Consider the following 25,908-nt stretch of genomic DNA (forward strand, 5'->3'; position numbering starts at 1 on the left):
CTATTTTTTAAGATTTCGAGCGACCTTCATTCATCGATTGAACAGAATAGAAAAATAGTAAGCGCACGGATACGGTTGTACTTGTTGGACAAAAGAAAGCAGGCTTCCTAGAAAAAACAGCAAACAAAAAACCGAGGTTCCCTGCTTTCACCTCGGTTTCTTATCTGCTCACTCTTCTTCTTTTATCCGTTCAAGAGCCAGTTCATAGGCGTCATTACCATAATTTAAGCAACGTTTTACGCGAGAAATTGTCGCTGTGCTCGCACCCGTTTCAGTTTCAATTTTGTGATAGGTTTTCCCTTCACGAAGCATCCTTGCCACCTCTAGGCGCTGTGCTAAGGACTGAATTTCATTGACTGTGCAAAGATCATCAAAAAAGCGATAGCATTCTTCTAAATCTTTCAGCGATAAGACAGCTTTGAATAATTGATCCAGTTCTTTTCCTCTAAGTTTTTCAATTTGCATATATTTACCCCTTTAAGCTGTTTTCTCTTCTAAATGAAACGTTCACTTATTCTTCCGTAATAACAACTACATTCTCAATTCCTTTGTCAGATGGGACAACATTAATCCATGTTTTCCCTGGAACAAAACCAACCTCTCTCCCATTTTCATCATAGGGAAGAATACGTCCAGCGACATTTCTCCATTCCAATTCACGCCATTGCCCTCTTTGCAGCAAGTACGCTTTACCTCCTGATGCTAAATCAATCTCGCGTCGCCCATAGTCGTCAATGATCTTATGATCTGCTTCGACAACCAATATATTGTCTAACAAAACTGGTTCCTTGGAATCTAAATCTGCTGTTAATTCACCGTTGCTATAGCGCTCATACTTTTTCGTTTTCTCGTCATACTCATAAGTCACTTGAAATAAATCACTTGAAAAATAAGACACTTGAACAGAATGGGCTTTCGTCCCATCTAATGCCTCTACCTCATCCTCAGATAAAAAGGACAATGAGGAAGGAGCTTGCTCCATATTATAGCCAGCATCATCTGCACCTTTTAAAATATCCTCGGTCGTAATGTATGAATTATGGGGAGCAACACGGCTGCTGTCTCTCTTAAATAAAGTACCATCATGCTGCATCCCGTTGATATTATCGATATAGCCACTACTTAACATTGCCCTCGCTTCCGGACTATAGCCATGAGCAACGTATAAGGCATCATACCCTTTCGCTAAATCAATATAATAGTCGCGCGCACTTCTCACAGGTCCGATCCGTTCAGCTTCCTCACTTTGGAAAATAGCCAAAAAACGCGTAACATTTCCCTCTGCCAATAATTCATAAACAAGATCCGCTTTATGCAAGCCTGATTGCGGCCTTGCCTTTGGATCGTTATTAATCATGACACCGTATGCACGACTTGTTGATTCTTCTTTCACACCTACTCCTGTCAAAGGATATTGATAAGCAAACTCATCTTTATTAACTTCTTCATTTATGGGCTTTTCCTGATGTTCTTGTACCACTTCTTCATTTCCACTACAGCCAGCTAACAAGAAGAAAACCGTTGCCGTAGTATAGATCCATTTACTTTTCATTCTGCACCCCTTACATCCTGCGCATATACTCTTTTATATTTTAACGCATTATCGTTGGAAAGAGTACCATTTTGTTCATGACATCATACATTCCTTGCTGAGTTACACGAATATAAGGCAGATGCGTCGAAGTAAAAAACAATAGAGAATAAACCGGATCATTGAATCTATAGCCTCTCTCGACTAAGTAAGAAGACAGTTTTTTCTCATCAATAATCAACTCTTCAACCTTCTTATCCGACATAACTCCATTTAAAGGAAGCGGTACTTCAAGAACAATTTCCTCATTCTCACTAAAAACAATGCCGCCACCGATTTCTTTCAGACGTCTAAAAGCTCTCATCATCTCATTTTTATTCTTTCCAATCAGAACAATATCGCCAGTATTAGTAAAGGAGCTTGCCAACCCAGGAAGTTTGTTGGCAAATCCTTTCAGCACCGTATTTGTTCTCCAATTTCCTTCTTTATCAATCAGCATAAAGAAACATTCATCATGAGTATTCGGAAGTTCGTCATGATTCACATCGATTGAAATCGAATAAGGTTTTGTAATAACCGAACTCTCCATTTGAATTCCAAAAGGCATCGAAAATTGCATATCATCATTCGTTAGATCCCAATCAATTTTTAATGGCTCAAGTCCATGTGTTTCCCAATTTATCTCCTCATATACATCGACATTTTCTCCATCTCTTTTCACCCATTTTCCTTTTGCCAGTACAGAGACTGGTGTCGGATTTTTCTCATCGCTGAGAAAATTAATATTGGCAACTCTGCCGGTTGCAATATTTCCATGGAGGTATTCCAGGTTATAATAGCGGGCAACGTTAATTGTTGCCATATTATAAGCGTCAATGACCGGAACCCCTTTTTCAATGGCGATTCGAATCATATTGTCAATAATCCCTTGTTCATAAAAGGATGCCGAAGAGCCATCTGTATTGAAAATAAAGCGATCATAATGTTCAATTCCGAGCTCGTGAATTTCATCGAGTAGAACCGGCAAATCAGGTCGAATCGATGAATGTCTCAACGAGACCATATAACCTTGCATCAGTCGATCGTAGACCTCTTTACCTGAGATTGCCTCATGATCACAATCCGCACCGAATAACGTCATTTTTGCTAATGTTTTTTCCGATGCACCAGGAAAATGCCCTTCGATTTTCTTTCTCATCCTTTTCGATTCTTGAATCCAGTGGAGCATTAAATCATCGCCATCTACAAGCTTAGGCCACCCTGTTAACTCTCCCCCTTGTAAAACGGCGTCATGCTCTAGCCATGATTTTACATTCGCATGGGAAAAAGTATCCACTTCATCCAATATTTCTGTTTGCGAGTCGAAACGGCACCACCAGTACATCGTTGTTGGAATGTTGCGGAGCTCCCTCATTAAAGAAAACGCTTTCTTTTTGTCTAACTGCAAAACAAGCGCCATATTGTCATTAATTAAGGTAGTTGTTCCAAACTGGGATGCATATCGAGCCAACGAATGGGGATTATATAAATGAAATGGGTGAGCATGAGGTTCGATATAACCTGGTACAAGAAGCTGTCCCTTGCAATCAATAATCTCACAGTTACCTGTATTTTCAGGCAGTTTTTCACCTACATACACAATGCGATCCTCGTAAATCCAAATATTTGCTGTGATCCACTTGCGCAGCACTTGATTTAAATAACGAGCATTTTGCAATAATATGGTCGGTGATAGTTTTCCATCAATAACTGAAACATGCTCACGAATATGTTTATTTTTCCAACGATATCTTTGTTCTAGCACAATGTTCCCTCCCCTTTGAAATTTCAATGATGTATATACATTGGCTTATTATTTATATTCTTTAACTTTAGTCCATTTCATCATTGCGCACTTCAAGTTAAAAAACGAACGTTCATTTGAATTTTACATTATTTTAAGGAGTAAACACGGATATAAATGATGATTAAACATGATATGGTTCGTTTTTTAATTAGCGATGGTACATGATGAAATCAATTCACTTGAATTACCCGATCATAAAATGATATGAAAGTAAGTTACTAAACTTTCCATCATTTTTATATATACTACCATATTTTGTTGTTTAACACATTAAAGACTTAAAAAATTATGTTAAGAAATTGTGAAGGAGACATGAATATGCAAATTAAACAAAATATCGGAATTGTTAATGCCCTGATCCGTATTACTTGCGGACTGACCATTTTAGCTTGGAGCACAGCGAAAATGGTTAAAAAACCTTGGAAAAATGCATTCCTAATAACGGCTATCCTTGGGGCCATGAAAGTTGGGGAAGGCATTGTCCGTTATTGCCCTGTCACGTCACTCATTGAAGAGGGCATGAAAAAGGCTCCCCAAAAGAAAAACGAAGAAGATTCCTTACAAGAAACAATTGTTCCTTCTAATCCATCTTAAAAAAATTTACGGTGCTTTCCTCAACCAAGGAGGAAAGCACCGAGAAAATGAAAGCCTGAATAAAGGAGATGTACAGATATAATGTTTTGGGAATACGTTACCGACATGTCTTTCTTAATTATTGTTTTAATTGGTAGCATCGTTGCTTTATGCTACGCCTTTGTTAAAAAATCTAGAGGGAAACATGTGCGATAGCTTTATGACCGATATCCTTGCGGTAAAAAACACCTTCACAGTTAAGCTTCGTTAACTCTTGATACACTAACTTCTGCGCTTCTGCTAATGTATTTGATTTAGCTCCTACAAGTAAGACTCGACCGCCATTTGTCAGGAATGGGCCTGCTTCGTCTTTTTTCGTTCCAGCGTGATACACAAATCCAGCAATCTTGTCCAAGCCCATTAGCTCTGCTCCCTTTTCATAGGCTTCTGGGTACCCTTTTGAAGCGACGACCACACCGATCATCGATTGAGAATCCCATTTAATTTCTGGTGTTTTGCCATTGATCAAATCCAGCATGACTTGAACTAGATCAGATTGCATACGCGGAAGGACAACTTGCGTTTCAGGATCACCAAACCGCGCGTTAAATTCAATCACTTTTGGCCCTGTATCCGTTTGAATCAATCCAGCATATAAGATCCCGCAGAAGCTTCGTCCTTCTTGTACAAGTGCTTTTGCCGCTGGTTTAACTATCGTTTCCACAGCTAAGCGAATATCCTCCTCAGCAATTTGCGGCACAGGTGAATAAGCTCCCATTCCTCCTGTGTTTGGTCCTGTATCACCATCAAACGCCCTTTTGTGATCTTGAGCGATCTCAAGTGGAACAACATTTTCTCCGTTTACAAAAGCCATGAGTGAAAATTCTTCCCCTGCAAGGAACTCCTCTACAACGACAGTGGAAGAAGCCTCACCAAACTTTGAGTCCTGAAGCATTTCCTTGAGACTGGCAAGTGCCTCTTCAAGCGTCATCGCTACTGTTACACCCTTGCCTGCTGCAAGTCCATCAGCCTTAATCACAATTGGTGCACCTTTCTCTTCAACATATTGTCGAGCAGCTTCATAGTCGCTAAAAACTTCGTATTCTGCTGTTGGAATAGCATACTTTTTCATTAAATCTTTAGCAAAGGATTTACTTCCTTCGATTTCAGCAGCCTTCTGATTTGGTCCAAATACCGTAAGTCCTGCTTCCCGGAATTTATCTGCAAGTCCTGTCAGCAAAGGGACTTCAGGACCAATGATCGAAAGGTCAATTTCTTCTTCCTTGGCAAATTGAACGAGCTTCTCTAGTTCAGTTTCACCGATATCCACAAGCTCAGCTATATCCACCATTCCATCATTTCCAGGTGCAGCAAATATTTTTTCAACTTGCGGGCTTTCGCTTACCTTTTGACAAATCGCATGTTCACGGCCACCACGACCAACAACCAACACCTTCATTCCGTCAACCTCCGCTTTTTATTTACTCCTGATCTAATCGTGAGTATGATGTTGGCAAAAGCTTAGTTTTGCCGTCGTTTGCTAGTCTCTTGTTTTAAGATGCCTCATTAATGTTTAAAATGTCTAACACCCGTAAAGAGCATGGCAATTCCAAATTCATCTGCCTTTTTGATTGAATCCTCATCACGGACAGAGCCACCTGGCTGAATAATCGCTTTAATTCCGGCTTTTGCTGCCGCTTCAACTGTATCATCCATCGGAAAAAAGGCATCTGAAGCAAGAACAGCTCCAACTGCTTTTGCACCTGCTTGCTCAAGAGCAATTTTTGCTGCACCAACGCGATTCATTTGTCCCGCACCAATCCCTAATGTCATGTCACGATTATTAACTACAATCGCATTTGACTTTACATGCTTAACAATTTTCCAGCCGAGTTCCAACGCCTTCATTTCCTCGTCTGTTGGCTTGCGCTTCGTAGGAACGGTTACCGTTGCATCCTTTAAACCAAACCGATCCTGTTCTTGGACTAGCAATCCGCCTTCTATGGAAGTCAATTTTACTTCCTTTTTCGCCTTTTTATCAAACGGAATCGTTAAAAGACGCAGGTTTTTCTTACTTGTTAAAATTTCAATAGCTTCATCTGAGAAAGATGGTGCAATGATGATCTCTAAAAAGACTTCATGGAGCTTTTCTGCTGTCGCCTTATCCACTTCACGGTTTAAGGCGATGATTCCTCCAAATATCGACACAGGGTCTGCCGCGAATGCCTTTGAAAAGGCAGAAAATATGTCGTTCCCTGTCCCAACACCACAGGGATTCATATGTTTTACCGCAACAGCAGCTGGTTCAGTGAATTCTTTGACAATTTGTAAGGCTGCATCAGCGTCATTAATATTATTGTAAGAAAGCTCTTTACCGTGTAATTGAGTTGCATTGGCAATCGAAAATACGGAGCCTAAAGGCTTGCGATAAAAGGCGGCCTTTTGATGTGGATTTTCACCGTAACGTAATGATTGCTTCAATTCGTATGTCACGGTTAAGTTTTCTGGTGTTTCTTCCTGGGCAAGCTCTGTCATGTATTCAGCAATCATTGCATCATAAGCTGCCATATGTCTAAATACTTTGGCAGCCAGCTTCCGGCGAGTTTCTTTTTGGACTTCACCACTAGCTTTTAATTCCTCAATTACAGTTGTATAATCAACGGGGTCCACAACGACCGTAACATATTCATGATTTTTTGCTGATGCTCGCAGCATCGTTGGTCCGCCGATATCAATGTTTTCAATTGCCGTTTCAACCGTTACATCTGGCTTAGCAATCGTTTGTTGAAACGGATATAAATTTACACATACGACATGAATAGGTTGGATTTGATGCTCGGAGAGCTGTTCTTGATGACTCGCCTCTGAGAACTTCGCCAGCAATCCACCGTGAATCATCGGATTCAGTGTTTTAACCCGTCCTTCAAGAATTTCTGGGAAGCCTGTCACCTCACTAACACTCATAACAGGGATACCGGCATCTTCAATGGCCTTTTTCGTCCCGCCAGTGCTAATAATCTCAAAATCCAGTTCATGCAATTGTTTGGCAAAATCCGTAATTCCAGCTTTATCCGATACACTTATGAGCGCTCTCTTCTTCATCATAAAATCCTCCTAGTTATTGATCTGTGTTTTCTGCTTGTTTATAAAAAGCTAAAGTATGCTAAAAAGGTCCTCTGATTCCATGAAGCGATAGAAAAAAACTATCGCTTCATGGAATCAGAGAGAAAATAAACCAAAAATCAACACTGATTTATAAAAAAGCCTAAAAAATGCTGAGCATTTCACCTCTATATGTTAAGAGAGTGTCACTTTTTCACGGAAATACCCTCTTTTATAAGTTGTTGAATAACCTTAGGGTATAATTCGTGCTCCACTTGATGAATTTTCATTTGTAAACTTTCCTTTGTTTCCTGTTCACTAATTTCGATCGGCTTTTGGGCAATTATCGGTCCCGTATCCATTCCAGCATCAACATAATGAACCGTCACACCACTTACCTTTACCTTCGCCGTTAATGCCTGACCTATTGCATCCTTACCTGGAAAAGCAGGAAGAAGAGATGGATGAATATTCATGATCCTTCCTTCAAACTCATCCAAAAGTGTCTTCCCAATCAAACGCATGTATCCTGCAAGTACGATGAAGTCTACTTCATGCTTTTTTAATTTTTTTAAAATCTCAATTTCATACGCTTCTTTGCCGTCATACTCTTTCGCATTAAAAACAAAATAAGGAATCTCTTCATTTTTCGCTCGTTCTAGCGCATAAGCCCCTAACTTATCACAAACAAGCAAAGCAATATCAGCTTCGAGCTCACCTTTTTTAACGGCCTCAATGATAGCTTGAAAATTACTTCCGCTACCGGAAGCAAAAATAGCAATCTTCTTCATGGTAACCTCCGCTATTCCTTAATCTGTACCCCTGCTTGTTCCGTCACAGCACCCATTACATATGCTTTTTCTCCGAGTTCCGTAAACAGTTGAATCACTGCATGAACGTCGTCCTTATTGACTGCCATTACCATTCCCGTCCCCATATTAAAGATGTTGTACATTTCTTGACGTTCTAATTTACCGAGCTTTTCCATTAATGAAAAAATGGCTGGTACGGTCCAATTGCTTTCTAAAAGCTCAGCTCCAAATCCATCCGGTAGCATGCGCGGAATATTTTCGATAAATCCCCCACCCGTAATATGAGAAATACCTTTAATTTCAAATTTGCGCATAGCTGCTAACAGAGGCTTCACATAAATTCTTGTTGGACGTAAAAGCTCCTCACCAAGCGTGCAGCCAAGTTCCTCGACCTCATCTTCAAGCGACATTCCCGCTTGCTCTAGGAAAATTTTCCGGACAAGAGAGTAACCATTGCTATGAATTCCATTTGAAGCCAAACCGATTAGAACATCACCTGGTTTAATATTCTCACCCGTAATAATATTTTCTTTCTCACAAGCCCCAACTGAAAAACCAGCTAAATCATATTCGTCCTCACTATACATTCCCGGCATTTCAGCAGTCTCTCCCCCAACGAGGGCACAGCCTGCTTGCTCACAGCCATCAGCAATCCCTTTAACTATCGCTTCAATCTTCTCCGGTGCAGCTTTCCCGCAAGCAATGTAATCCAAAAAGTAAAGCGGTTCTGCCCCTTGAACGACAATATCATTAACACACATAGCAACTGCATCAATGCCGATCGTATCGTGCTTATCCATGAGAAAAGCGAGCATCAGCTTTGTACCCACACCATCAGTACCCGATATGAGAACAGGTTCTTTCAAATTTAGGGAAGATAAATCAAACATTCCACCAAAACCGCCAAGTCCCCCCATAACTCCTGGGCGAATCGTACGGTTCACATGCTTCTTCATTCTTGTGACTGCCTCATAGCCGGCCTCTATATCAACACCTGCTTGCCTATAAGCATTGGCCATGTTAAGACCTCCTAATGATTATTTCGGACATATTTGCGTAAATATTGTCATTTTAAATGAGTGATTTCGTTAGACAATATGGCTGTTCGAACAATTTGGCACTCATTTCGTGGGAAACCTTAGTTTCACACGCTTTTCAATTACGCTGGAAAGTTGAAAGAATGAGCCAAGGAACAGCCTTTAAGCCTCTTACCACGCAACGAAGCGAAGCGAAAAACCGCGCCATTTTTTCTTAATTTCAGGTTCAGCATGATACAAGATAAAACTCCGGTGAATAGAAAAGCGGCATCTAGTGCCGCTAGTCAATATAGACAAAGTTACATACAAGCAAATTCAAAAAACTTTAACCTAAACCTTTTCATACATTCTCGCTGTACTTGGATAAATCTCCGTAGGATATTTACCTGTAAAGCAAGCGAGGCATTGCCCACAATTTTCATCCGCGCTCACCTTGCCGATCCCTTCTAATAAACCTTCTACACTTAAAAAGGTTAGCGTATCGGCACCGATGATTTCCCGCATTTCTTCAACAGAATGACTAGCCGCCATCAACTCTTCTTTGGATGAGGTATCAATCCCATAGAAACATGGATTTTTAATCGGTGGTGAACTGATGACAACATGCACTTCTGTTGCACCTGCTTCCTTCAACATCGTCACAATTCTGCGACTCGTCGTTCCTCTAACAATCGAATCGTCGACCATGATTACCCTTTTTCCTTCCACGACACCGCGAACAGCGGAGAGCTTCATTTTTACCCCTTGCTCACGCAAAGACTGCGAAGGCTGAATAAATGTCCGCCCGACATATTTATTTTTAATCAAGCCCATCTCATAAGGAATCCCTGACTCTTCAGCATAACCGATTGCAGCAGAAATACTTGAATCAGGAACACCTGTAACAACGTCTGCCTCAATTGGAGCCTCAAGCGCTAGTTTTTTCCCTAAATTTTTACGGGCTGTATGAACATTGATCCCTTGAATATCACTATCCGGACGGGAAAAATAAACATATTCCATCGAACACATCGCTTGATTGGCAGGCATTGCATATCTCTCAGAACGGATTCCTGTGTCATCAATGATGACCAATTCCCCTGCCTCGACATCACGAACAAAGCTTGCACCAACTACGTCCAGAGCACATGTTTCAGAAGCAACTACGAAAGCATCTCCTAAACGGCCGATAGAGAGCGGACGCATGCCATTTGGATCAAGAGCAATCATCAGCTGTGTTTCTGTCATAATTAAGAAAGCATAAGCCCCTTTTAGCATGGTCAAAGCATTCTGCACTTGCTCCACAAGCGGTGCATTTCCGCCACGTCTAATTAAATGGGCAAGCACCTCTGTATCAGAGCTTGTTTGAAAAATGCTTCCCTGCCCTTCAAGCTGACGTCTTAACGCCGTGGCATTGACCAAATTTCCATTATGGGCAAGTGCTAGACTTCCAGATTGCGAGTGGAAGAGCAGCGGCTGCACATTCTCATAGCCACCGCCTCCTGCGGTGGCATAGCGAACATGACCAATGGCTCCTGTACCTGTTAATTGCTCGATGGCCTCCGCTGTGAAAATTTCAGCGACAAGTCCCTCTCCTTTTACCCCTTTAAGCTTCTGACCGTCTGTGACAACCATTCCGGTTCCTTCTTGCCCACGATGTTGCAAGGTGTGTAAACCGTAATAAGTGATTTGAGCTGCATCAGGATGCCCCCATACACCAAAGATGCCACACTCCTCATTTAATCCCCTTATTTCAGCAAGCATGGGATAGCCCCTTTCCAAGCAGCCTCCAAATCCACCACTTTTTGATCAAGAACAAGCTTATCATCAGTATAGATTTGAAGATTAGATGTATTTGTCGTTTCACCAATTAATTGCGCCTTTACTAAGCTTTCAAATTGGGCTTTATTTTCTTTTTTCACGGATAGTAGGAAACGTGATTGTGATTCACTGAAAAGTGCAGAGGTTACATCCCCATTTACCGTCACTTTTGCACCAAGATCAGTGGTTCCCATCAATCCTTCTGCTAATGCAACAGCGAGTCCTCCTTCTGCAATATCATGAGCGGATGCTACAACTCCCGCACGAATTGCAGCTAGAACACTCTTTTGATTTTGTTCTTCCACATCAAGGTCAATTTCTGGTGCCTTGCCAAAAATTCGTCCATATGTGAGCTTTTGCAATTCACTTCCGCCAAATTCAGGCTTGGTTTCCCCAACTAGATAAATAAGGTCTCCTGCGCTTTTAAAGTTTTGTGTCGTCACATGTGCAAGGTTTTCCACAAGACCGACCATTCCAACAACAGGTGTTGGGTAAACGGCTGTACCATTCGTTTCATTATAAAGGGATACGTTACCGCCAATGACTGGTGCATTAAGCTTCGTACAAGCAGCACTCATCCCGTCTACTGCTTTCTCAAACTGCCAGAAGATTTCCGGTTTTTCTGGATTCCCAAAGTTCAGGCAATCTGTAATCGCTAACGGCTCACCACCAGAAGCAACGATGTTTCTCGCTGCTTCGGCAACGGCAATTTTTCCACCTGACTCTGGATCTAAATATATATATCTTGAGTTACAATCCGTCGTCATTGCCAATGCTTTTTCTGTTCCACGAATACGGACAATCGCAGCATCTGATCCTGGAGCCACTACCGTATTGGTGCGTACCATATAGTCATATTGATCATAAACCCATTCTTTGCTTGCAATGGTTGCTTGCTGCAAAAGTTTAACAAGCGCTTCATTGTAATCACCGACAGCAGGAATATCATTGCCCATCGCTTGGAACTCGCGGAAGTATTCGGGCTCGCGCGAAGGTTTATAATATACTGGCGCATCCTCTGCTAGAGCGTCAGCAGGTACATTTGCAACAACTTCCCCATTGTGTAGGAGACGAAGCATTTTATCATCGGTTACTTGACCAATTGCAACGCATTCTAAATCATATTTTGAAAATAAATCTACAATTTCTTGCTCACGGCCCTTCTTCACCACAATGAGCATGCGCTCTTGTGACTCAGATAGCATCATTTCATAAGCCGTCATTCCTGTTTCTCGTTGCGGCACAAGATCAAGATTCATTTCAATTCCTGAACCAGCCTTACTGGCCATTTCCGCAGAAGAACTTGTTAATCCCGCTGCTCCCATATCTTGAATTCCAATAAGGGCATCTGATTGAATTAATTCAAGGCAAGCTTCAATGAGAAGTTTCTCCATAAACGGATCTCCAACTTGAACTGCTGGGCGTTTTTCATCTGAATCCTCTGTTAATTCTTCCGATGCAAATGTTGCTCCGTGAATGCCGTCTCGACCTGTCTTAGCACCGACATACATCACCGTATTGCCGATTCCATGTGCCTGACCCTTTTTAATGTCCTTATGGTCAATTAACCCCACACACATTGCGTTCACGAGTGGATTACCTTCATAGCAAGGGTCAAACTGTACCTCTCCCCCGACCGTTGGGATTCCAATACAGTTTCCATAGCCAGCTATTCCAGCGACAACTTCTTTAAAAAGGTAGCGTACACGAGGAGAGGCATCTAACTCTCCAAAACGTAAAGAGTTCAATAAAGCAATCGGTCTTGCTCCCATGGAAAAAACGTCACGAATGATCCCACCGACACCTGTTGCCGCTCCTTGATAAGGCTCTATTGCAGAAGGATGATTATGGCTTTCGATTTTAAAGACAACCGCTTGATCATCGCCAATATCAACAATTCCCGCTCCCTCTCCAGGACCTTGAAGGACTCGTTCCCCTTTTGTTGGAAACTTTCTTAATACTGGCTTTGAATTTTTATAGCTGCAATGCTCTGACCACATAACAGAAAAAAGGCCAGTTTCTGTATAATTAGGAGTTCTTCCAAGGATTTTCTCTACATTCGCAAATTCCTCGTCAGTTAAACCCATTTCTCGATAAATTTTTTCTTCTTTTATTTGTTGTGGACTTGGTTCAAGCATGATCGACATGTGCTTCCCTCCATAATTTTACGATAGATGACTGCTTTGTTTACCAGCTTATGCGCAGGAATCTTTAGCCTACTGCCACCTGATGATTTTATACGACAACAGCATTTCGAAAAGTTTTCACGATCGAGCGGAATAGCTTCAAGCCATCTGCTCCTCCTAATAATTCATCAACTGCTCTTTCAGGATGGGGCATCATGCCAAGTACATTTCCCTTTTCATTGATGATTCCAGCGATGTCCTCTAAAGAACCGTTTGGATTGTTTTCATACGTAAAGACAATTTGGCGATTGTCCTTTAATTTTTGTAAGGTCTCCTCATCACAATAGTAATTCCCTTCACCATGGGCGATCGGAACGGTAATGATTTCGCTTTTTTTATACTCAGAAGTAAAAATAGTCTCGTTATTTTCTACCTTTAATCTCGTTGGTCTACAAATGAATTTCAGGCTTTCATTCCGTCTCATCGCACCTGGTAACAGCCCGCTTTCGAGGAGGATCTGAAAGCCATTACAAACACCAAGGACAGGTTTTCCTGCATTGGCTGCTTTCACAACCTCTTGCATCACCTTGCTAAAGCGAGCAATTGCTCCTGTGCGCAAGTAATCTCCGTAGGAAAATCCACCAGGTAAAAGGATTCCATCAAATTCATCTAAATGATCTGCATCATGCCAAACATACTCGACTTCTTCGCCAAGTTCATCTCTAATTGCGTGATACATATCTACATCACAGTTGGAGCCTGGGAACACGATGACAGCAAACTTCATTGGGCTACACACTCCTCAATTTCATAGCGATAGTCTTCAATAACAGGGTTTGCTAGGAGGCGCTCACACACTTCCTTTACGACATCTTCAACGTTGCGTTCTGATTTTTCAACCGTTAACTCCATGTATTTTCCAATTCGAACGTCTGATACTTCGTTATAGCTTAATGACTGTAATGAGTGCTTTACCGCAGCCCCTTGTGGATCAAGTACACTTTCTCTTAATGTTACATAAACCTTTACTTTATACATGTGATGGACCTCCCAGTCTCGCAAGAATGTTTTCATAAGCATCTGTTAAGCTTCCTAAATTACGGCGGAATACATCTTTATCCAGCTTCTCATTCGTGTTGCTATCCCATAGGCGACAGGTATCTGGTGAAATTTCATCAGCTAGGACGATGTTCCCTTCGGCATCCTTTCCGAATTCCAGCTTAAAGTCGATGAGGCGAATATTTAATTCAAGAAACAACCTCGATAACACTTCATTGACCTGCAGTGCTTTTTCTTTTAAAAGGGCTACTTCGTCCTTCGTCGCCAATTGTAATTCTTCGATATGGTCATCCGTAATGAGTGGATCTCCAAGAGCATCATCTTTATAGTAAAATTCAACGAGGGGTTTTGAGAGAGGGTTTCCTTCATTAATCCCCAGTCTTTTAGAAAAGCTGCCTGCTGCCACATTGCGTATGACAACTTCAAGAGGAATAATCGTTACCTTCTTTACAAGCTGTTCCGTTTCGGAAAGCTTCTTAACAAAATGAGTGGCAATTCCCTCTTTTTTCAACTTTGAAAATATTAAACTTGTAATCTCGTTATTTAATTTTCCTTTACCCGTAATCTGCTCCTTCTTTTCACCATTAAAAGCTGTCGCAGAATCCTTGTACTCCAACCATACGAGATTTTCATCATCCGTTTGATATACTCTCTTTGCTTTTCCTTCATATAACAATGCTCTTTTTTCCATGATTAGGAGAGCCTCCTATACTAAAAGTGGAAGTGCCTTGGTCATCGCCTTACAAACTTTTCGATTGAAGAAACTTTGACTTATCGTAGGATGTAAAACCAGTATCAGAAGTTTGAAAGGCGATAGGCGCTCATTTAAAAATGAATCCTTCTATAGTCCTAAACGATCAAAGATTGTATCGACATGCTTTAAGTGGTAATTATAATCAAAACAATCATCAATTTCTGCTGGTGAAAGCTTTGCTGTTATGGTTTCATCGGCAGAAATTAAGCTCTTAAACGGAACTTGCTTTTCCCATGCTTCCATCGCTCTTGGTTGCACCGTATCATACGCTTCTTCACGTGGTAGGCCTTTATCGATTAAGGCGAGTAGAACACGTTGAGAGTAAATAAGACCAAGTGTACGATCCATGTTGCGCTTCATGTTTTCTGGGAAGACCGTTAAATTTTTCACGATATTGCCGAAGCGATTTAACATGTAATTCAAAGCAATCGTGGCATCTGGTAAAATAATTCGCTCTGCTGAAGAATGTGAAATATCACGTTCATGCCAAAGCGGGACATTTTCATATGCAGTCAACATATGTCCACGGATGACACGGGCAAGTCCAGTCATATTTTCAGAACCGATCGGGTTGCGTTTATGCGGCATAGCAGAAGAGCCTTTTTGACCTTTTGCAAAAAATTCTTCTACCTCTCGGGTTTCACTCTTTTGCAGACCTCTTATTTCGACTGCCATTTTTTCGATTGATGTAGCGATTAATGCTATTGTTGACATATAGTGAGCATGGCGATCACGTTGCAATGTTTGCGTAGAAATGGGCGCTGGTTTAATTCCAAGCTTCTCACATACATATCTCTCAACAAATGGATCAATATTGGCATATGTTCCAACTGCCCCAGATATTTTTCCGTATTCAACCCCCTCAGCAGCTTGCTTAAAGCGTTCTAGGTTACGCTTCATTTCTTCATACCAAAGGGCTAGCTTCAGTCCAAATGTTGTTGGCTCCGCATGAACTCCGTGAGTACGTCCCATCATCACTGTATATTTATGTTCCTGTGCTTTGTTTTTTAAGATTTCAACAAAACCTTCTATATCCTTTAGCAAAATGTCATTGGCTTGCTTTATTAAATAGGATAAAGCCGTGTCAACAACATCCGTTGAAGTTAGTCCATAGTGAACCCATTTTCTTTCCTCACCAAGTGTTTCGGATACAGCACGAGTAAATGCGACAACATCATGTCGTGTCTCTTCTTCAATCTCTTTAATGCGGTTAATATCAAACGATGCCTTCTCACGGATTTTTTGAACATCTTCCTTTGGAATTTCTCCAAGCTCCACCCATGCTTCACATGCTAAAATCTCTACTTCTAACCAAGCTTTAAAACGATTTTCCTCTGTCCAAATAGCGCCCATTTCGGGTCTTGTATAACGATCAATCATGTTTTTATCCTCCGATTCTTTCCTTCGCCTGTTCCCAAATTCCACTGCTGTCAATTTCAGATAGGGCGTCCTCTATTGAATGATTTAAAATGGTCACATGCCCCATTTTTCTTTTTACTTTCGCTTCTTTTTTTCCATATAAGTGAATTTTCCAGTTTGGGTAATCGCTTATTTTTTCAATAATTGGTTCTTGATGTTCACCAAGAATATTCACCATAACGACAGGCTTTAATAATTCGGTACTTCCGAGCGGTAGATTGCAAACCGCACGAATATGCTGTTCAAATTGAGATGTTTCACAAGCCTCTATCGAGTAATGACCTGAATTATGCGGCCGAGGCGCCAATTCATTTATATAGATTTCGCCTTCTGCCGTTAAAAACATCTCCACCGCTAATGTACCGACTAAATTTAATGTTCTGGCAAGCTCTATTGCAAGTGAGATTGCTCTTTCCTTCGCATCCTCTGCCATTCTTGCTGGCACGATTGTTTCATGCAGAATGTTGTCCTTATGAATATTCTCTCCCACCGGAAAAACGGAAGTCTCCCCTTTTGGGTTGCGTACCACAATAACGGAGATTTCTTTTTCAAAAGAAATCCACTGCTCTAGAACACATAATCCAGATTCAACTAGCGGTGCTCCTTTTTCAATGTCATCTCTTGAACGAATAACAAGCTGTCCTTTACCATCGTAACCACCCGTTGCTGTTTTTAGTACACAAGGATAGCCGATTTCATCGATATAAGCATAAATGTCATTCATGTCATTAATTACCCTATACGGAGCGACTTCTGCACCCGCCTTTTGAATCGCTGCTTTTTCTGTTGCTCTATTTTGGGTGATTTCTAACACTTCTTTTCCTTGTGGCACATAAGCATTCTCACAAAGCCAGTCGAGCGCCTCCGCATCGATATTTTCGAACTCGTACGTAATAACATCACTAACTTCAGCCAGTTTTTGAATCGCCAGTAAATCATGATATTGTGCAACAATTTCAATATCGGCAACTTGCCCACAAGGAGAATTTTCTGTTGGATCCAGCACAGCAACGCAGTAGCCTTTTTCTTTCGCTGCTATTGCCATCATTCTCCCAAGCTGCCCTCCACCGATAATTCCAATCGTTTGTCCAGGTAAAATGGTTTTAAACAAGCTCATCACTACTTTCCATTACAGCCTCTCTCGTTGCTTCACGCATTTTGTCGAGTCGTTCTGCTACTGCGAAATCAGTCGCACCAAGTATTTGCGCAGCAAGCAATCCAGCATTCGTGGCTCCTGCCTTGCCGATAGCTACTGTCGCTACCGGAACACCACCCGGCATTTGTACGATCGATAATAAAGAATCCAATCCATTTAATGCTTTTGATTGAATTGGCACACCGATTACAGGAAGAGTCGTTTTAGCCGCTACCATACCTGGAAGATGAGCCGCCCCTCCTGCACCTGCAATAATTACGTTAAAGCCCCGTCCTCTTGCTTCTTCTGCATATTGAAACATAAGGTCTGGAGTCCTATGTGCGGATACTACTTTTTTTTCATAGGAAATCTCGAGCTTATCCAGCACGTCACACGCATGCTTCATTGTTTCCCAATCCGATGTACTCCCCATAATTACTGCAACCTGCACGCTCATTTTTCTCCTCCATTTTTAACCATAATAAAAGCCCGGAACAAACTGCTTAATCCTATGAAGGAAAGCAATCTGTCCGGGCACATTGTTCATTTATTGAGGCACAGAAAATAAAAGGACATCATCTAAGGCTGCGCTAGCACAGCCATTCCACCCATGTCCGCTTATGCCCTTCAATTAAAGATCAATTTTTATCCCGTCATTTACTTTCCTCATAGTCCAACAATTTAAGGTTGTCGGGTAGAAACTTATGGGCCATATTCCCATTATATATGAGGTAAATTGTATTTTTTTATCGATTATTCCATTTGCACTACCATAGTAACAACATTAACGGTGTGTGTCAACAATAATCGAACAATAATAAAATATTCTTCTATTAATGTTCGTGTTTTAACCCTCTGTCCTCTTTGCCTCAAAAATAATTTGCCTTCCTATAGGCTCATAGACCACCGTGGAGCCTTGCTTTTTCTCCTGAAATATTGGTTTTTCTTCTCTTCGTACAGGAATGTAGCCAGCCTTTTGGATGCGGTCCAGACATTGATCAATCGTCTCATTTTCTTGTACTTCAAATCTTTGCTTCAATCTGCTCATGAAAACAATCTTCCCTTCTTAACCGATTTAACCCAAAATCCACCGTAGATCGTTTTCGGTTCATACGCGATAATAAACGCTTTCGGGTCAAGCTCTTTAATGGTTGCATAGAGCTTTAATTCATATTTTCTTGGCGTTAAAATTTGCAACGCCATCCGATCCCCCTCAAGGCCATTCGCGGCCCAGCTCGTCACACCATAGCCTTTTTCCCGCAGAAGTCTCGGTAAATCCCGATCATATTCCTTCGTAATTACATTGACGGTAATATAGCCCAACGCAAGCTTCTCCTCAATTTTCATTCCTACGATTACACCAATCCCGTAACCAACTGCATACGCAATCAAGTTCTGAATCTGGTTCAAATTATCAAGTACTAACCCAAGCCCGATAACATAAATAACAACCTCAATCATACTTATAAAAGCAGCTAAATACCTTTGTCCCTTTAATGTCAAAATCATTCTAATCGTAAAAAAGGACACATAGACAATATTAATGACGAGAATAATGAGCACCATTACCAATCCATTTTGTAACACGGAAATGTCCTCCTAATAAAGCAAAATCGTGTATGCCTCATTTTACTAAAAATGAAACCTAATTGCACTCTATTTCAGCTACTTCTGTTAGATGAGTACTTGTGTCCTATTGCTTGAGCCCGATCCCTCTGACCTTGTCGATAAAATCCAACTGCTCTCGACTATACAATTGCACACATTAGACATACTTGCACGCAGTTGCTTTGAATTGCACCGATTTAAAGTATATTGCGCTTAATTTTTCTCAATTTGCTTTTATCTTTTCCCTCTCGGTTTGGAAAAAACCTAAGATTGCAAAATGAAATTTACGAAAACGTCCAATATTTTTAGTGAGGGGGTAGCTGAATTGTTGTGAAATCGAGGAATTATTAATAGATGGACGAATTATTTGTAAGATGGACGAATGTTTGTGAAGTGGGCGAATTATTGTTTTATGCAAACACAACATTCCCGGATTTTGTGTTTGATTGCAGCAGGTTACTTGTCACTGCAGCGAAGGTGGGTAGGGTTGAGGTGATTACATAGGGATTATTTGTGGAGTATACGATTTTGGCAAGGATTGCGCTTGTTGTGCCTTCGATTGCGGCTATTTGTGGCTTGATTGCGCTTGTTTTACACCTGATTGCGCCGATCTAAGGCATAATTGCGCGCATTTCAATGCTTATTGCGCATCTCGCCATTTCAGCCACACTTGGGATCAAAAAAAGAGCACCCATCATATGGGATACTCTTTTTACTTTGCCCGGCAACGTCCTACTCTCACAAGGGCTCGTCCCCTCATTACCATCGGCGCCGAAGCTTCACTTCCGTGTTCGGAGTCGGCTGTCTATCACCTTCGGATCTCTTCGTCAGCTTCGTTCCTTCCGTCCTCGTGTACATCGTACACTCCGGGCTTCACTCTCTTGTTTCCTCGACCTCCTCGGTTCTAGCCACCCTCCGGTTTCTGCTTTTGATTTTACTGGCGTTTTATTTCTTGTCCTTACGGACATTCAGATCAAAAAAAGAGCACCCATCATATTGGATACTCTTTTTACTTCGTCCGGCAACGTCCTACTCTCACAAGGGGACAGCCCCTCACTACCATCGGCGCCGAAGCTTCACTTCCGTGCTCGGAGTCGGCTGTCTATCACCTTCGGATCTCTTCGTCAGCTTCGTTCCTTCCGTCCTCGTGTACATCGTACACTCCGGGCTTCCCTCTCTCGCTTCCTCGACCTCCTCGGTTCTAGCCACCCTCCGGTTTCTGCTTTTGATTTTACTGGCGTTTTATTTCTTGTCCTTACGGACATTCAGATCAAAAAAAGAGCACCCATCATATGGGATACTCTTTTTACTTTGCCCGGCAACGTCCTACTCTCACAAGGGGACAGCCCCTCATTACCATCGGCGCTGAGAAGCTTAACTTCCGTGTTCGGTATGGGAACGGGTGTGACCTTCTCGCTATCGTCACCGGACTATTGGTTTAAAGGTGATGCAACTTATTTGGCTTACGCAAAAAGCTTTGTACCTTCAAAACTAGATAATGGATGAAGAAGAAAAAGACCGAGTAACCTATTTGGTTAAGTCCTCGAACGATTAGTATCAGTCAGCTCCACATGTCACCATGCTTCCACCTCTGACCTATCAACCTGATCATCTTTCAGGGTTCTTACTAGCTTGCGCTATGGGAAATCTCATCTTGAGGGGGGCTTCATGCTTAGATGCTTTCAGCACTTATCCCTTCCGCACATAGCTACCCAGCGATGCTCTTGGCAGAACAACTGGTACACCAGCGGTGCGTCCATCCCGGTCCTCTCGTACTAAGGACAGCTCCTCTCAAATTTCCTACGCCCACGACGGATAGGGACCGAACTGTCTCACGACGTTCTGAACCCAGCTCGCGTACCGCTTTAATGGGCGAACAGCCCAACCCTTGGGACCGACTACAGCCCCAGGATGCGATGAGCCGACATCGAGGTGCCAAACCTCCCCGTCGATGTGGACTCTTGGGGGAGATAAGCCTGTTATCCCCGGGGTAGCTTTTATCCGTTGAGCGATGGCCCTTCCATGCGGAACCACCGGATCACTAAGCCCGACTTTCGTCCCTGCTCGACTTGTAGGTCTCGCAGTCAAGCTCCCTTGTGCCTTTACACTCTACGAATGATTTCCAACCATTCTGAGGGAACCTTTGGGCGCCTCCGTTACTCTTTAGGAGGCGACCGCCCCAGTCAAACTGCCCACCTGACACTGTCTCCCACCTCGATCAGAGGTGCGGGTTAGAATGTCAATACAGCCAGAGTAGTATCCCACCGACGCCTCCACCGAAGCTAGCGCTCCGGCTTCCACGGCTCCTACCTATCCTGTACAAGCTGTACCAAAATTCAATATCAGGCTACAGTAAAGCTCCACGGGGTCTTTCCGTCCTGTCGCGGGTAACCTGCATCTTCACAGGTACTATAATTTCACCGAGTCTCTCGTTGAGACAGTGCCCAGATCGTTACGCCTTTCGTGCGGGTCGGAACTTACCCGACAAGGAATTTCGCTACCTTAGGACCGTTATAGTTACGGCCGCCGTTTACTGGGGCTTCAATTCAGAGCTTCGCGTAAGCTAACCCCTCCTCTTAACCTTCCAGCACCGGGCAGGCGTCAGCCCCTATACTTCGCCTTGCGGCTTCGCAGAGACCTGTGTTTTTGCTAAACAGTCGCCTGGGCCTATTCACTGCGGCTCTTCAGGGCTATGCACCCTAAAAAGCACCCCTTCTCCCGAAGTTACGGGGTCATTTTGCCGAGTTCCTTAACGAGAGTTCTCTCGCTCACCTTAGGATTCTCTCCTCGCCTACCTGTGTCGGTTTGCGGTACGGGCACCTGTTTTCTCACTAGAGGCTTTTCTTGGCAGTGTGGAATCAGGAACTTCGGTACTTGATTTCCCTCGCTGTCACAGCTCAAGCGTATGGCAAGCGGATTTGCCTACTTGCCGCTCTAACTGCTTAGACGCACATATCCAGCAGTGCGCTTACCCTATCCTCCTGCGTCCCCCCATCGCTCAAACAAAAACGAGGTGGTACAGGAATATCAACCTGTTGTCCATCGCCTACGCCTTTCGGCCTCGGCTTAGGTCCCGACTAACCCTGAGCGGACGAGCCTTCCTCAGGAAACCTTAGGCATTCGGTGGATGGGATTCTCACCCATCTTTCGCTACTCATACCGGCATTCTCACTTCTAAGCGCTCCACCAGTCCTTCCGGTCTAGCTTCAACGCCCTTAGAACGCTCTCCTACCGCGTACACCTACGGTGTACACCCACAGCTTCGGTGATACGTTTAGCCCCGGTACATTTTCGGCGCGGGGTCACTCGACCAGTGAGCTATTACGCACTCTTTAAATGATGGCTGCTTCTAAGCCAACATCCTGGTTGTCTAAGCAACCCCACATCCTTTTCCACTTAACGTATACTTTGGGACCTTAGCTGGTGGTCTGGGCTGTTTCCCTTTTGACTACGGATCTTATCACTCGCAGTCTGACTCCCACGTTTAAGTACTTGGCATTCGGAGTTTGTCTGAATTCGGTAACCCGATGAGGGCCCCTAGTCCAAACAGTGCTCTACCTCCAAGACTCGTTCTTCGTGAGGCTAGCCCTAAAGCTATTTCGGAGAGAACCAGCTATCTCCAAGTTCGATTGGAATTTCTCCGCTACCCACACCTCATCCCCGCACTTTTCAACGTGCGTGGGTTCGGTCCTCCATTCAGTGTTACCTGAACTTCAACCTGGACATGGGTAGATCACCTGGTTTCGGGTCTACGACTACATACTCAAGACGCCCTATTCAGACTCGCTTTCGCTGCGGCTCCGTCTTCTCAACTTAACCTTGCATGCAATCGTAACTCGCCGGTTCATTCTACAAAAGGCACGCTATCACCCAGCATGTTTCCAAAGGAAATATGCATAGGGCTCTAACTACTTGTAGGCACACGGTTTCAGGTTCTCTTTCACTCCCCTTCCGGGGTGCTTTTCACCTTTCCCTCACGGTACTGGTTCACTATCGGTCACTAGGGAGTATTTAGCCTTGGGAGATGGTCCTCCCAGCTTCCGACGGGATTTCACGTGTCCCGCCGTACTCAGGATCCACTCAAGAGGGAACGAAGTTTCAACTACAGGGTTGTTACCTTCTCTGACCAGCCTTTCCAGACTTGTTCGTTTACTCCGTTCCTTTGTAACTCCGTATAGAGTGTCCTACAACCCCAAGAGGCAAGCCTCTTGGTTTGGGCTAATCCCGTTTCGCTCGCCGCTACTCAGGGAATCGCGTTTGCTTTCTCTTCCTCCGGGTACTTAGATGTTTCAGTTCCCCGGGTCTGCCTTCCATCCCCTATGTATTCAGGTATGGATACCATCCCATTACGGATGATGGGTTTCCCCATTCGGAAATCTCCGGATCAAAGCTTACTTACAGCTCCCCGAAGCATATCGGTGTTAGTCCCGTCCTTCATCGGCTCCTAGTGCCAAGGCATCCACCGTGCGCCCTTTATAACTTAACCATTCGGCAAATGATCAGCTACACATCTCTTCGTCATCTTTACTCGTCAGTATCCTCGCGTACAGACTACGTACGCTCCGGTACTTCCTCGCTTGATTCCTCGACTTGTTTGCTTCTCATTTCCCTCAACTTTCGGCTTCCGATAAGCGGCGCATCTCTGCGTCAGCTCCCTCTCTACGCTCCTCACGTACCCATTACGTACGCTCCGATGCTCGTTCGGTCGCTTCCTTGATCTACTTGCTTCTCGAAACCCTCTTGTTCGGCTTTCAATACATCAACACAACTTTGTGTGATTTCTTGAAACCCTCGCGGTTTACTCTATGAATAAATCAATAGAGAGAAAAACTAAAATGGCGATTACTCGGTAATTTCTTGGTTCTTCTTCATTATCATTATCTAGTTTTCAAGGTACAAACGGCGAATGATAAGCTTCGCATCTTTTCGTCAACTTCCCTCGTTCTGCTCCTCATGTATCAAATACACTCCGGTGCCCACTCAGTCGTTTCCTCAATCTGCTCGCTTCTAATTCACCTTCATTCTATTTTGAGAGATTGCACTCTCAAAACTAAACAAACCATACGGCTATTTTGACTTGGCAAAATAGCCTCATCAACTTTACGATTTATGAGACATCTAAGCCTCAATATTCCTTAGAAAGGAGGTGATCCAGCCGCACCTTCCGATACGGCTACCTTGTTACGACTTCACCCCAATCATCTGTCCCACCTTAGGCGGCTGGCTCTAGTGGTTTCACTGAATTTCCGACTACTTTTATCAGATACTCAGTGAAACCACCAGTTACCTCACCGACTTCGGGTGTTACAAACTCTCGTGGTGTGACGGGCGGTGTGTACAAGGCCCGGGAACGTATTCACCGCGGCATGCTGATCCGCGATTACTAGCGATTCCGGCTTCATGTAGGCGAGTTGCAGCCTACAATCCGAACTGAGAATGGTTTTATGGGATTCGCTCCACCTCGCGGCTTCGCTGCCCTTTGTACCATCCATTGTAGCACGTGTGTAGCCCAGGTCATAAGGGGCATGATGATTTGACGTCATCCCCACCTTCCTCCGGTTTGTCACCGGCAGTCACCTTAGAGTGCCCAACTGAATGCTGGCAACTAAGATCAAGGGTTGCGCTCGTTGCGGGACTTAACCCAACATCTCACGACACGAGCTGACGACAACCATGCACCACCTGTCACTCCGTCCCCCGAAGGGGAACGCCCTATCTCTAGGGGTGGCAGAGGATGTCAAGACCTGGTAAGGTTCTTCGCGTTGCTTCGAATTAAACCACATGCTCCACCGCTTGTGCGGGCCCCCGTCAATTCCTTTGAGTTTCAGCCTTGCGGCCGTACTCCCCAGGCGGAGTGCTTAATGCGTTTGCTGCAGCACTAAAGGGCGGAAACCCTCTAACACTTAGCACTCATCGTTTACGGCGTGGACTACCAGGGTATCTAATCCTGTTTGCTCCCCACGCTTTCGCGCCTCAGCGTCAGTTACAGACCAAAGAGCCGCCTTCGCCACTGGTGTTCCTCCACATCTCTACGCATTTCACCGCTACACGTGGAATTCCGCTCTTCTCTTCTGCACTCAAGTTCCCCAGTTTCCAATGACCCTCCACGGTTGAGCCGTGGGCTTTCACATCAGACTTAAAGAACCGCCTGCGCGCGCTTTACGCCCAATAATTCCGGACAACGCTTGCCACCTACGTATTACCGCGGCTGCTGGCACGTAGTTAGCCGTGGCTTTCTGGTTAGGTACCGTCAAGGTACCGGCAGTTACTCCGGTACTTGTTCTTCCCTAACAACAGAGTTTTACGATCCGAAAACCTTCATCACTCACGCGGCGTTGCTCCGTCAGACTTTCGTCCATTGCGGAAGATTCCCTACTGCTGCCTCCCGTAGGAGTCTGGGCCGTGTCTCAGTCCCAGTGTGGCCGATCACCCTCTCAGGTCGGCTACGCATCGTCGCCTTGGTGAGCCGTTACCTCACCAACTAGCTAATGCGCCGCGGGCCCATCTATAAGTGATAGCCGAAACCATCTTTCCGCTTTCGAACATGTGTTCAAAAGCATTATCCGGTATTAGCTCCGGTTTCCCGAAGTTATCCCAGTCTTATAGGCAGGTTGCCCACGTGTTACTCACCCGTCCGCCGCTCAAGCAACAAGAAAGCAAGCTTTCTTGTGCAAGCGCTCGACTTGCATGTATTAGGCACGCCGCCAGCGTTCGTCCTGAGCCAGGATCAAACTCTCCAATAAAGAGTAAGATTAGCTCTTATGTTTAAAAAACGTTGGCTAGTTTCAGCTTCTCAAAGAAAGATAGCCTCCACTATAATTATTTGTTGACGTATGATTTGTTTAGTTTTCAAAGTGCAATTTTTTGCTTCACTCAATATATTATTCACTGTTTCACAAGAGCAACTTTCGTTTCTCAAGCAACTATATTAGAATAACACCCATTCAAATCCGTGTCAATAGTTTTTTAAAAGATTCAAAAAAACTTATTGAAGAAGTAGATTTCTATTCTAACATGTATATGCCAATTCGTCTAGTAGAAATCCGCAATAACTTCTCACGAAAACGACTTACTAATATTATCACCCTGTTCATCATAATGCAATG

Annotated in this window: 20 protein-coding genes, 3 rRNA genes and 1 riboswitch; of the genes, 3 read left to right on the forward strand and 20 right to left on the reverse strand. The window is 43.5% G+C overall.

Annotated elements, in window-relative coordinates:
- Positions 1–168 precede the first annotated feature (168 nt).
- The 3 genes from NST02_RS22580 to NST02_RS22590 are packed head-to-tail and all read right to left on the reverse strand — an operon-like array spanning position 169 to position 3,335.
- Complete coding sequence (locus NST02_RS22580) at positions 169–465, reverse strand: YerC/YecD family TrpR-related protein (protein WP_095309129.1); 297 nt, start codon at positions 463–465, stop codon at positions 169–171.
- A gap of 46 nt (positions 466–511) precedes the next feature.
- On the reverse strand, positions 512–1,552 hold the full coding sequence (locus NST02_RS22585) for a DUF3048 domain-containing protein (RefSeq protein WP_340949846.1): 1,041 nt from the start codon (positions 1,550–1,552) through the stop codon (positions 512–514).
- Between the two features lie 40 nt (positions 1,553–1,592).
- The gene (locus NST02_RS22590; RefSeq protein ID WP_340949848.1) at positions 1,593–3,335 is read right to left on the reverse strand and encodes an adenine deaminase C-terminal domain-containing protein; all 1,743 of its coding nucleotides are present in this window, start codon (positions 3,333–3,335) and stop codon (positions 1,593–1,595) included.
- A gap of 360 nt (positions 3,336–3,695) precedes the next feature.
- Here NST02_RS22590 and NST02_RS22595 point away from each other — a divergent pair, with 360 nt between their 5' ends.
- Entirely contained in the window at positions 3,696–3,971 is a 276-nt protein-coding gene (locus NST02_RS22595) for a YgaP family membrane protein (RefSeq protein ID WP_095309132.1), read from the forward strand.
- A 105-nt stretch (positions 3,972–4,076) separates the two neighbouring features.
- Entirely contained in the window at positions 4,077–4,166 is a 90-nt protein-coding gene (locus NST02_RS22600) for an EYxxD motif small membrane protein (protein ID WP_340950036.1), read from the forward strand.
- Here the strand turns inward: NST02_RS22600 and purD are convergent.
- The 14 genes from purD to NST02_RS22670 all read right to left on the reverse strand — a co-directional run bounded on the left by purD (position 4,144) and on the right by NST02_RS22670 (position 18,781).
- Entirely contained in the window at positions 4,144–5,409 is a 1,266-nt protein-coding gene (gene purD / locus NST02_RS22605; protein WP_212934247.1) for a phosphoribosylamine--glycine ligase, read from the reverse strand. The genes NST02_RS22600 and purD overlap by 23 nt on opposite strands.
- 107 nt (positions 5,410–5,516) lie before the next feature.
- Positions 5,517–7,052, reverse strand: coding sequence for a bifunctional phosphoribosylaminoimidazolecarboxamide formyltransferase/IMP cyclohydrolase (gene purH / locus NST02_RS22610; RefSeq protein WP_340950037.1), 1,536 nt, complete (start codon positions 7,050–7,052; stop codon positions 5,517–5,519).
- Positions 7,053–7,258: 206 nt separating this feature from the next.
- A complete protein-coding gene (purN, locus tag NST02_RS22615; protein ID WP_340949850.1) occupies positions 7,259–7,843 on the reverse strand; it encodes a phosphoribosylglycinamide formyltransferase in 585 nt (194 codons plus the stop codon).
- An 11-nt stretch (positions 7,844–7,854) separates the two neighbouring features.
- A complete protein-coding gene (purM, locus tag NST02_RS22620) occupies positions 7,855–8,883 on the reverse strand; it encodes a phosphoribosylformylglycinamidine cyclo-ligase (RefSeq protein WP_095309138.1) in 1,029 nt (342 codons plus the stop codon).
- Between the two features lie 348 nt (positions 8,884–9,231).
- The gene (gene purF / locus NST02_RS22625) at positions 9,232–10,644 is read right to left on the reverse strand and encodes an amidophosphoribosyltransferase (RefSeq protein ID WP_095309140.1); all 1,413 of its coding nucleotides are present in this window, start codon (positions 10,642–10,644) and stop codon (positions 9,232–9,234) included.
- The gene (gene purL / locus NST02_RS22630) at positions 10,629–12,848 is read right to left on the reverse strand and encodes a phosphoribosylformylglycinamidine synthase subunit PurL (protein ID WP_137743060.1); all 2,220 of its coding nucleotides are present in this window, start codon (positions 12,846–12,848) and stop codon (positions 10,629–10,631) included. Before purL ends, purF begins: the two co-directional genes overlap by 16 nt.
- Before the next feature lie 88 nt (positions 12,849–12,936).
- Complete coding sequence (gene purQ / locus NST02_RS22635) at positions 12,937–13,614, reverse strand: phosphoribosylformylglycinamidine synthase subunit PurQ (protein ID WP_137743061.1); 678 nt, start codon at positions 13,612–13,614, stop codon at positions 12,937–12,939.
- Positions 13,611–13,865, reverse strand: coding sequence for a phosphoribosylformylglycinamidine synthase subunit PurS (purS, locus tag NST02_RS22640; protein ID WP_095309146.1), 255 nt, complete (start codon positions 13,863–13,865; stop codon positions 13,611–13,613). Before purS ends, purQ begins: the two co-directional genes overlap by 4 nt.
- Positions 13,858–14,577 (reverse strand): phosphoribosylaminoimidazolesuccinocarboxamide synthase, encoded by a 720-nt coding sequence (gene purC / locus NST02_RS22645; protein WP_095309148.1) that lies wholly within the window; start codon positions 14,575–14,577, stop codon positions 13,858–13,860. The genes purS and purC overlap by 8 nt, the downstream gene beginning before the upstream one ends.
- 150 nt (positions 14,578–14,727) lie before the next feature.
- Positions 14,728–16,020, reverse strand: a complete 1,293-nt coding sequence (purB, locus tag NST02_RS22650) for an adenylosuccinate lyase (protein WP_340949851.1) — start codon at positions 16,018–16,020, stop codon at positions 14,728–14,730.
- Between the two features lie 4 nt (positions 16,021–16,024).
- Positions 16,025–17,176, reverse strand: a complete 1,152-nt coding sequence (gene purK, locus NST02_RS22655; protein ID WP_340949852.1) for a 5-(carboxyamino)imidazole ribonucleotide synthase — start codon at positions 17,174–17,176, stop codon at positions 16,025–16,027.
- A complete protein-coding gene (gene purE / locus NST02_RS22660; protein ID WP_137743064.1) occupies positions 17,163–17,651 on the reverse strand; it encodes a 5-(carboxyamino)imidazole ribonucleotide mutase in 489 nt (162 codons plus the stop codon). The genes purK and purE overlap by 14 nt, the downstream gene beginning before the upstream one ends.
- A 192-nt stretch (positions 17,652–17,843) precedes the next feature.
- A riboswitch (purine riboswitch) is annotated at positions 17,844–17,944 on the reverse strand.
- A gap of 97 nt (positions 17,945–18,041) precedes the next feature.
- A complete protein-coding gene (locus NST02_RS22665; RefSeq protein ID WP_095309156.1) occupies positions 18,042–18,242 on the reverse strand; it encodes an NETI motif-containing protein in 201 nt (66 codons plus the stop codon).
- The gene (locus NST02_RS22670) at positions 18,239–18,781 is read right to left on the reverse strand and encodes a DUF2179 domain-containing protein (protein WP_095309158.1); all 543 of its coding nucleotides are present in this window, start codon (positions 18,779–18,781) and stop codon (positions 18,239–18,241) included. The genes NST02_RS22665 and NST02_RS22670 overlap by 4 nt, the downstream gene beginning before the upstream one ends.
- Positions 18,782–19,156: 375 nt before the next feature.
- Here NST02_RS22670 and NST02_RS22675 point away from each other — a divergent pair, with 375 nt between their 5' ends.
- On the forward strand, positions 19,157–19,306 hold the full coding sequence (locus NST02_RS22675; protein WP_340949853.1) for a hypothetical protein: 150 nt from the start codon (positions 19,157–19,159) through the stop codon (positions 19,304–19,306).
- A gap of 809 nt (positions 19,307–20,115) precedes the next feature.
- Here NST02_RS22675 and rrf read toward each other — a convergent pair.
- The 3 genes from rrf to NST02_RS22690 form a co-directional block, all read right to left on the reverse strand.
- Positions 20,116–20,232: ribosomal RNA gene (rrf, locus tag NST02_RS22680) — 5S ribosomal RNA — on the reverse strand.
- Between the two features lie 101 nt (positions 20,233–20,333).
- Positions 20,334–23,288: ribosomal RNA gene (locus NST02_RS22685) — 23S ribosomal RNA — on the reverse strand.
- A gap of 653 nt (positions 23,289–23,941) precedes the next feature.
- Positions 23,942–25,545: ribosomal RNA gene (locus tag NST02_RS22690) — 16S ribosomal RNA — on the reverse strand.
- Together the 16S, 23S and 5S rRNA genes form the textbook arrangement of a ribosomal RNA operon.
- Between the last annotated feature and the right edge of the window lie 363 nt (positions 25,546–25,908).

Origin of the sequence: Robertmurraya sp. FSL W8-0741 (assembly GCF_038004005.1) — a bacterium.
GTDB lineage: Bacteria > Bacillota > Bacilli > Bacillales > Cytobacillaceae > Robertmurraya > Robertmurraya siralis.

Bases quoted from the DNA above. Each gene is read 5' to 3' on its own strand.
- NST02_RS22580 (WP_095309129.1), bottom strand. From the start codon at position 465: ATGCAAATTGAAAAACTTAGAGGAAAAGAACTGGATCAATTATTCAAA.
- NST02_RS22585 (WP_340949846.1), bottom strand. From the start codon at position 1,552: ATGAAAAGTAAATGGATCTATACTACGGCAACGGTTTTCTTCTTGTTA.
- NST02_RS22595 (WP_095309132.1), top strand. From the start codon at position 3,696: ATGCAAATTAAACAAAATATCGGAATTGTTAATGCCCTGATCCGTATT.
- NST02_RS22600 (WP_340950036.1), top strand. From the start codon at position 4,077: ATGTCTTTCTTAATTATTGTTTTAATTGGTAGCATCGTTGCTTTATGC.
- purD (WP_212934247.1), bottom strand. From the start codon at position 5,409: ATGAAGGTGTTGGTTGTTGGTCGTGGTGGCCGTGAACATGCGATTTGT.
- purH (WP_340950037.1), bottom strand. From the start codon at position 7,052: ATGAAGAAGAGAGCGCTCATAAGTGTATCGGATAAAGCTGGAATTACG.
- purN (WP_340949850.1), bottom strand. From the start codon at position 7,843: ATGAAGAAGATTGCTATTTTTGCTTCCGGTAGCGGAAGTAATTTTCAA.
- purM (WP_095309138.1), bottom strand. From the start codon at position 8,883: ATGGCCAATGCTTATAGGCAAGCAGGTGTTGATATAGAGGCCGGCTAT.
- purF (WP_095309140.1), bottom strand. From the start codon at position 10,644: ATGCTTGCTGAAATAAGGGGATTAAATGAGGAGTGTGGCATCTTTGGT.
- purL (WP_137743060.1), bottom strand. From the start codon at position 12,848: ATGTCGATCATGCTTGAACCAAGTCCACAACAAATAAAAGAAGAAAAA.
- purQ (WP_137743061.1), bottom strand. From the start codon at position 13,614: ATGAAGTTTGCTGTCATCGTGTTCCCAGGCTCCAACTGTGATGTAGAT.
- purS (WP_095309146.1), bottom strand. From the start codon at position 13,865: ATGTATAAAGTAAAGGTTTATGTAACATTAAGAGAAAGTGTACTTGAT.
- purC (WP_095309148.1), bottom strand. From the start codon at position 14,577: ATGGAAAAAAGAGCATTGTTATATGAAGGAAAAGCAAAGAGAGTATAT.
- purB (WP_340949851.1), bottom strand. From the start codon at position 16,020: ATGATTGATCGTTATACAAGACCCGAAATGGGCGCTATTTGGACAGAG.
- purK (WP_340949852.1), bottom strand. From the start codon at position 17,176: ATGAGCTTGTTTAAAACCATTTTACCTGGACAAACGATTGGAATTATC.
- purE (WP_137743064.1), bottom strand. From the start codon at position 17,651: ATGAGCGTGCAGGTTGCAGTAATTATGGGGAGTACATCGGATTGGGAA.
- NST02_RS22665 (WP_095309156.1), bottom strand. From the start codon at position 18,242: ATGAGCAGATTGAAGCAAAGATTTGAAGTACAAGAAAATGAGACGATT.
- NST02_RS22675 (WP_340949853.1), top strand. From the start codon at position 19,157: ATGGACGAATTATTTGTAAGATGGACGAATGTTTGTGAAGTGGGCGAA.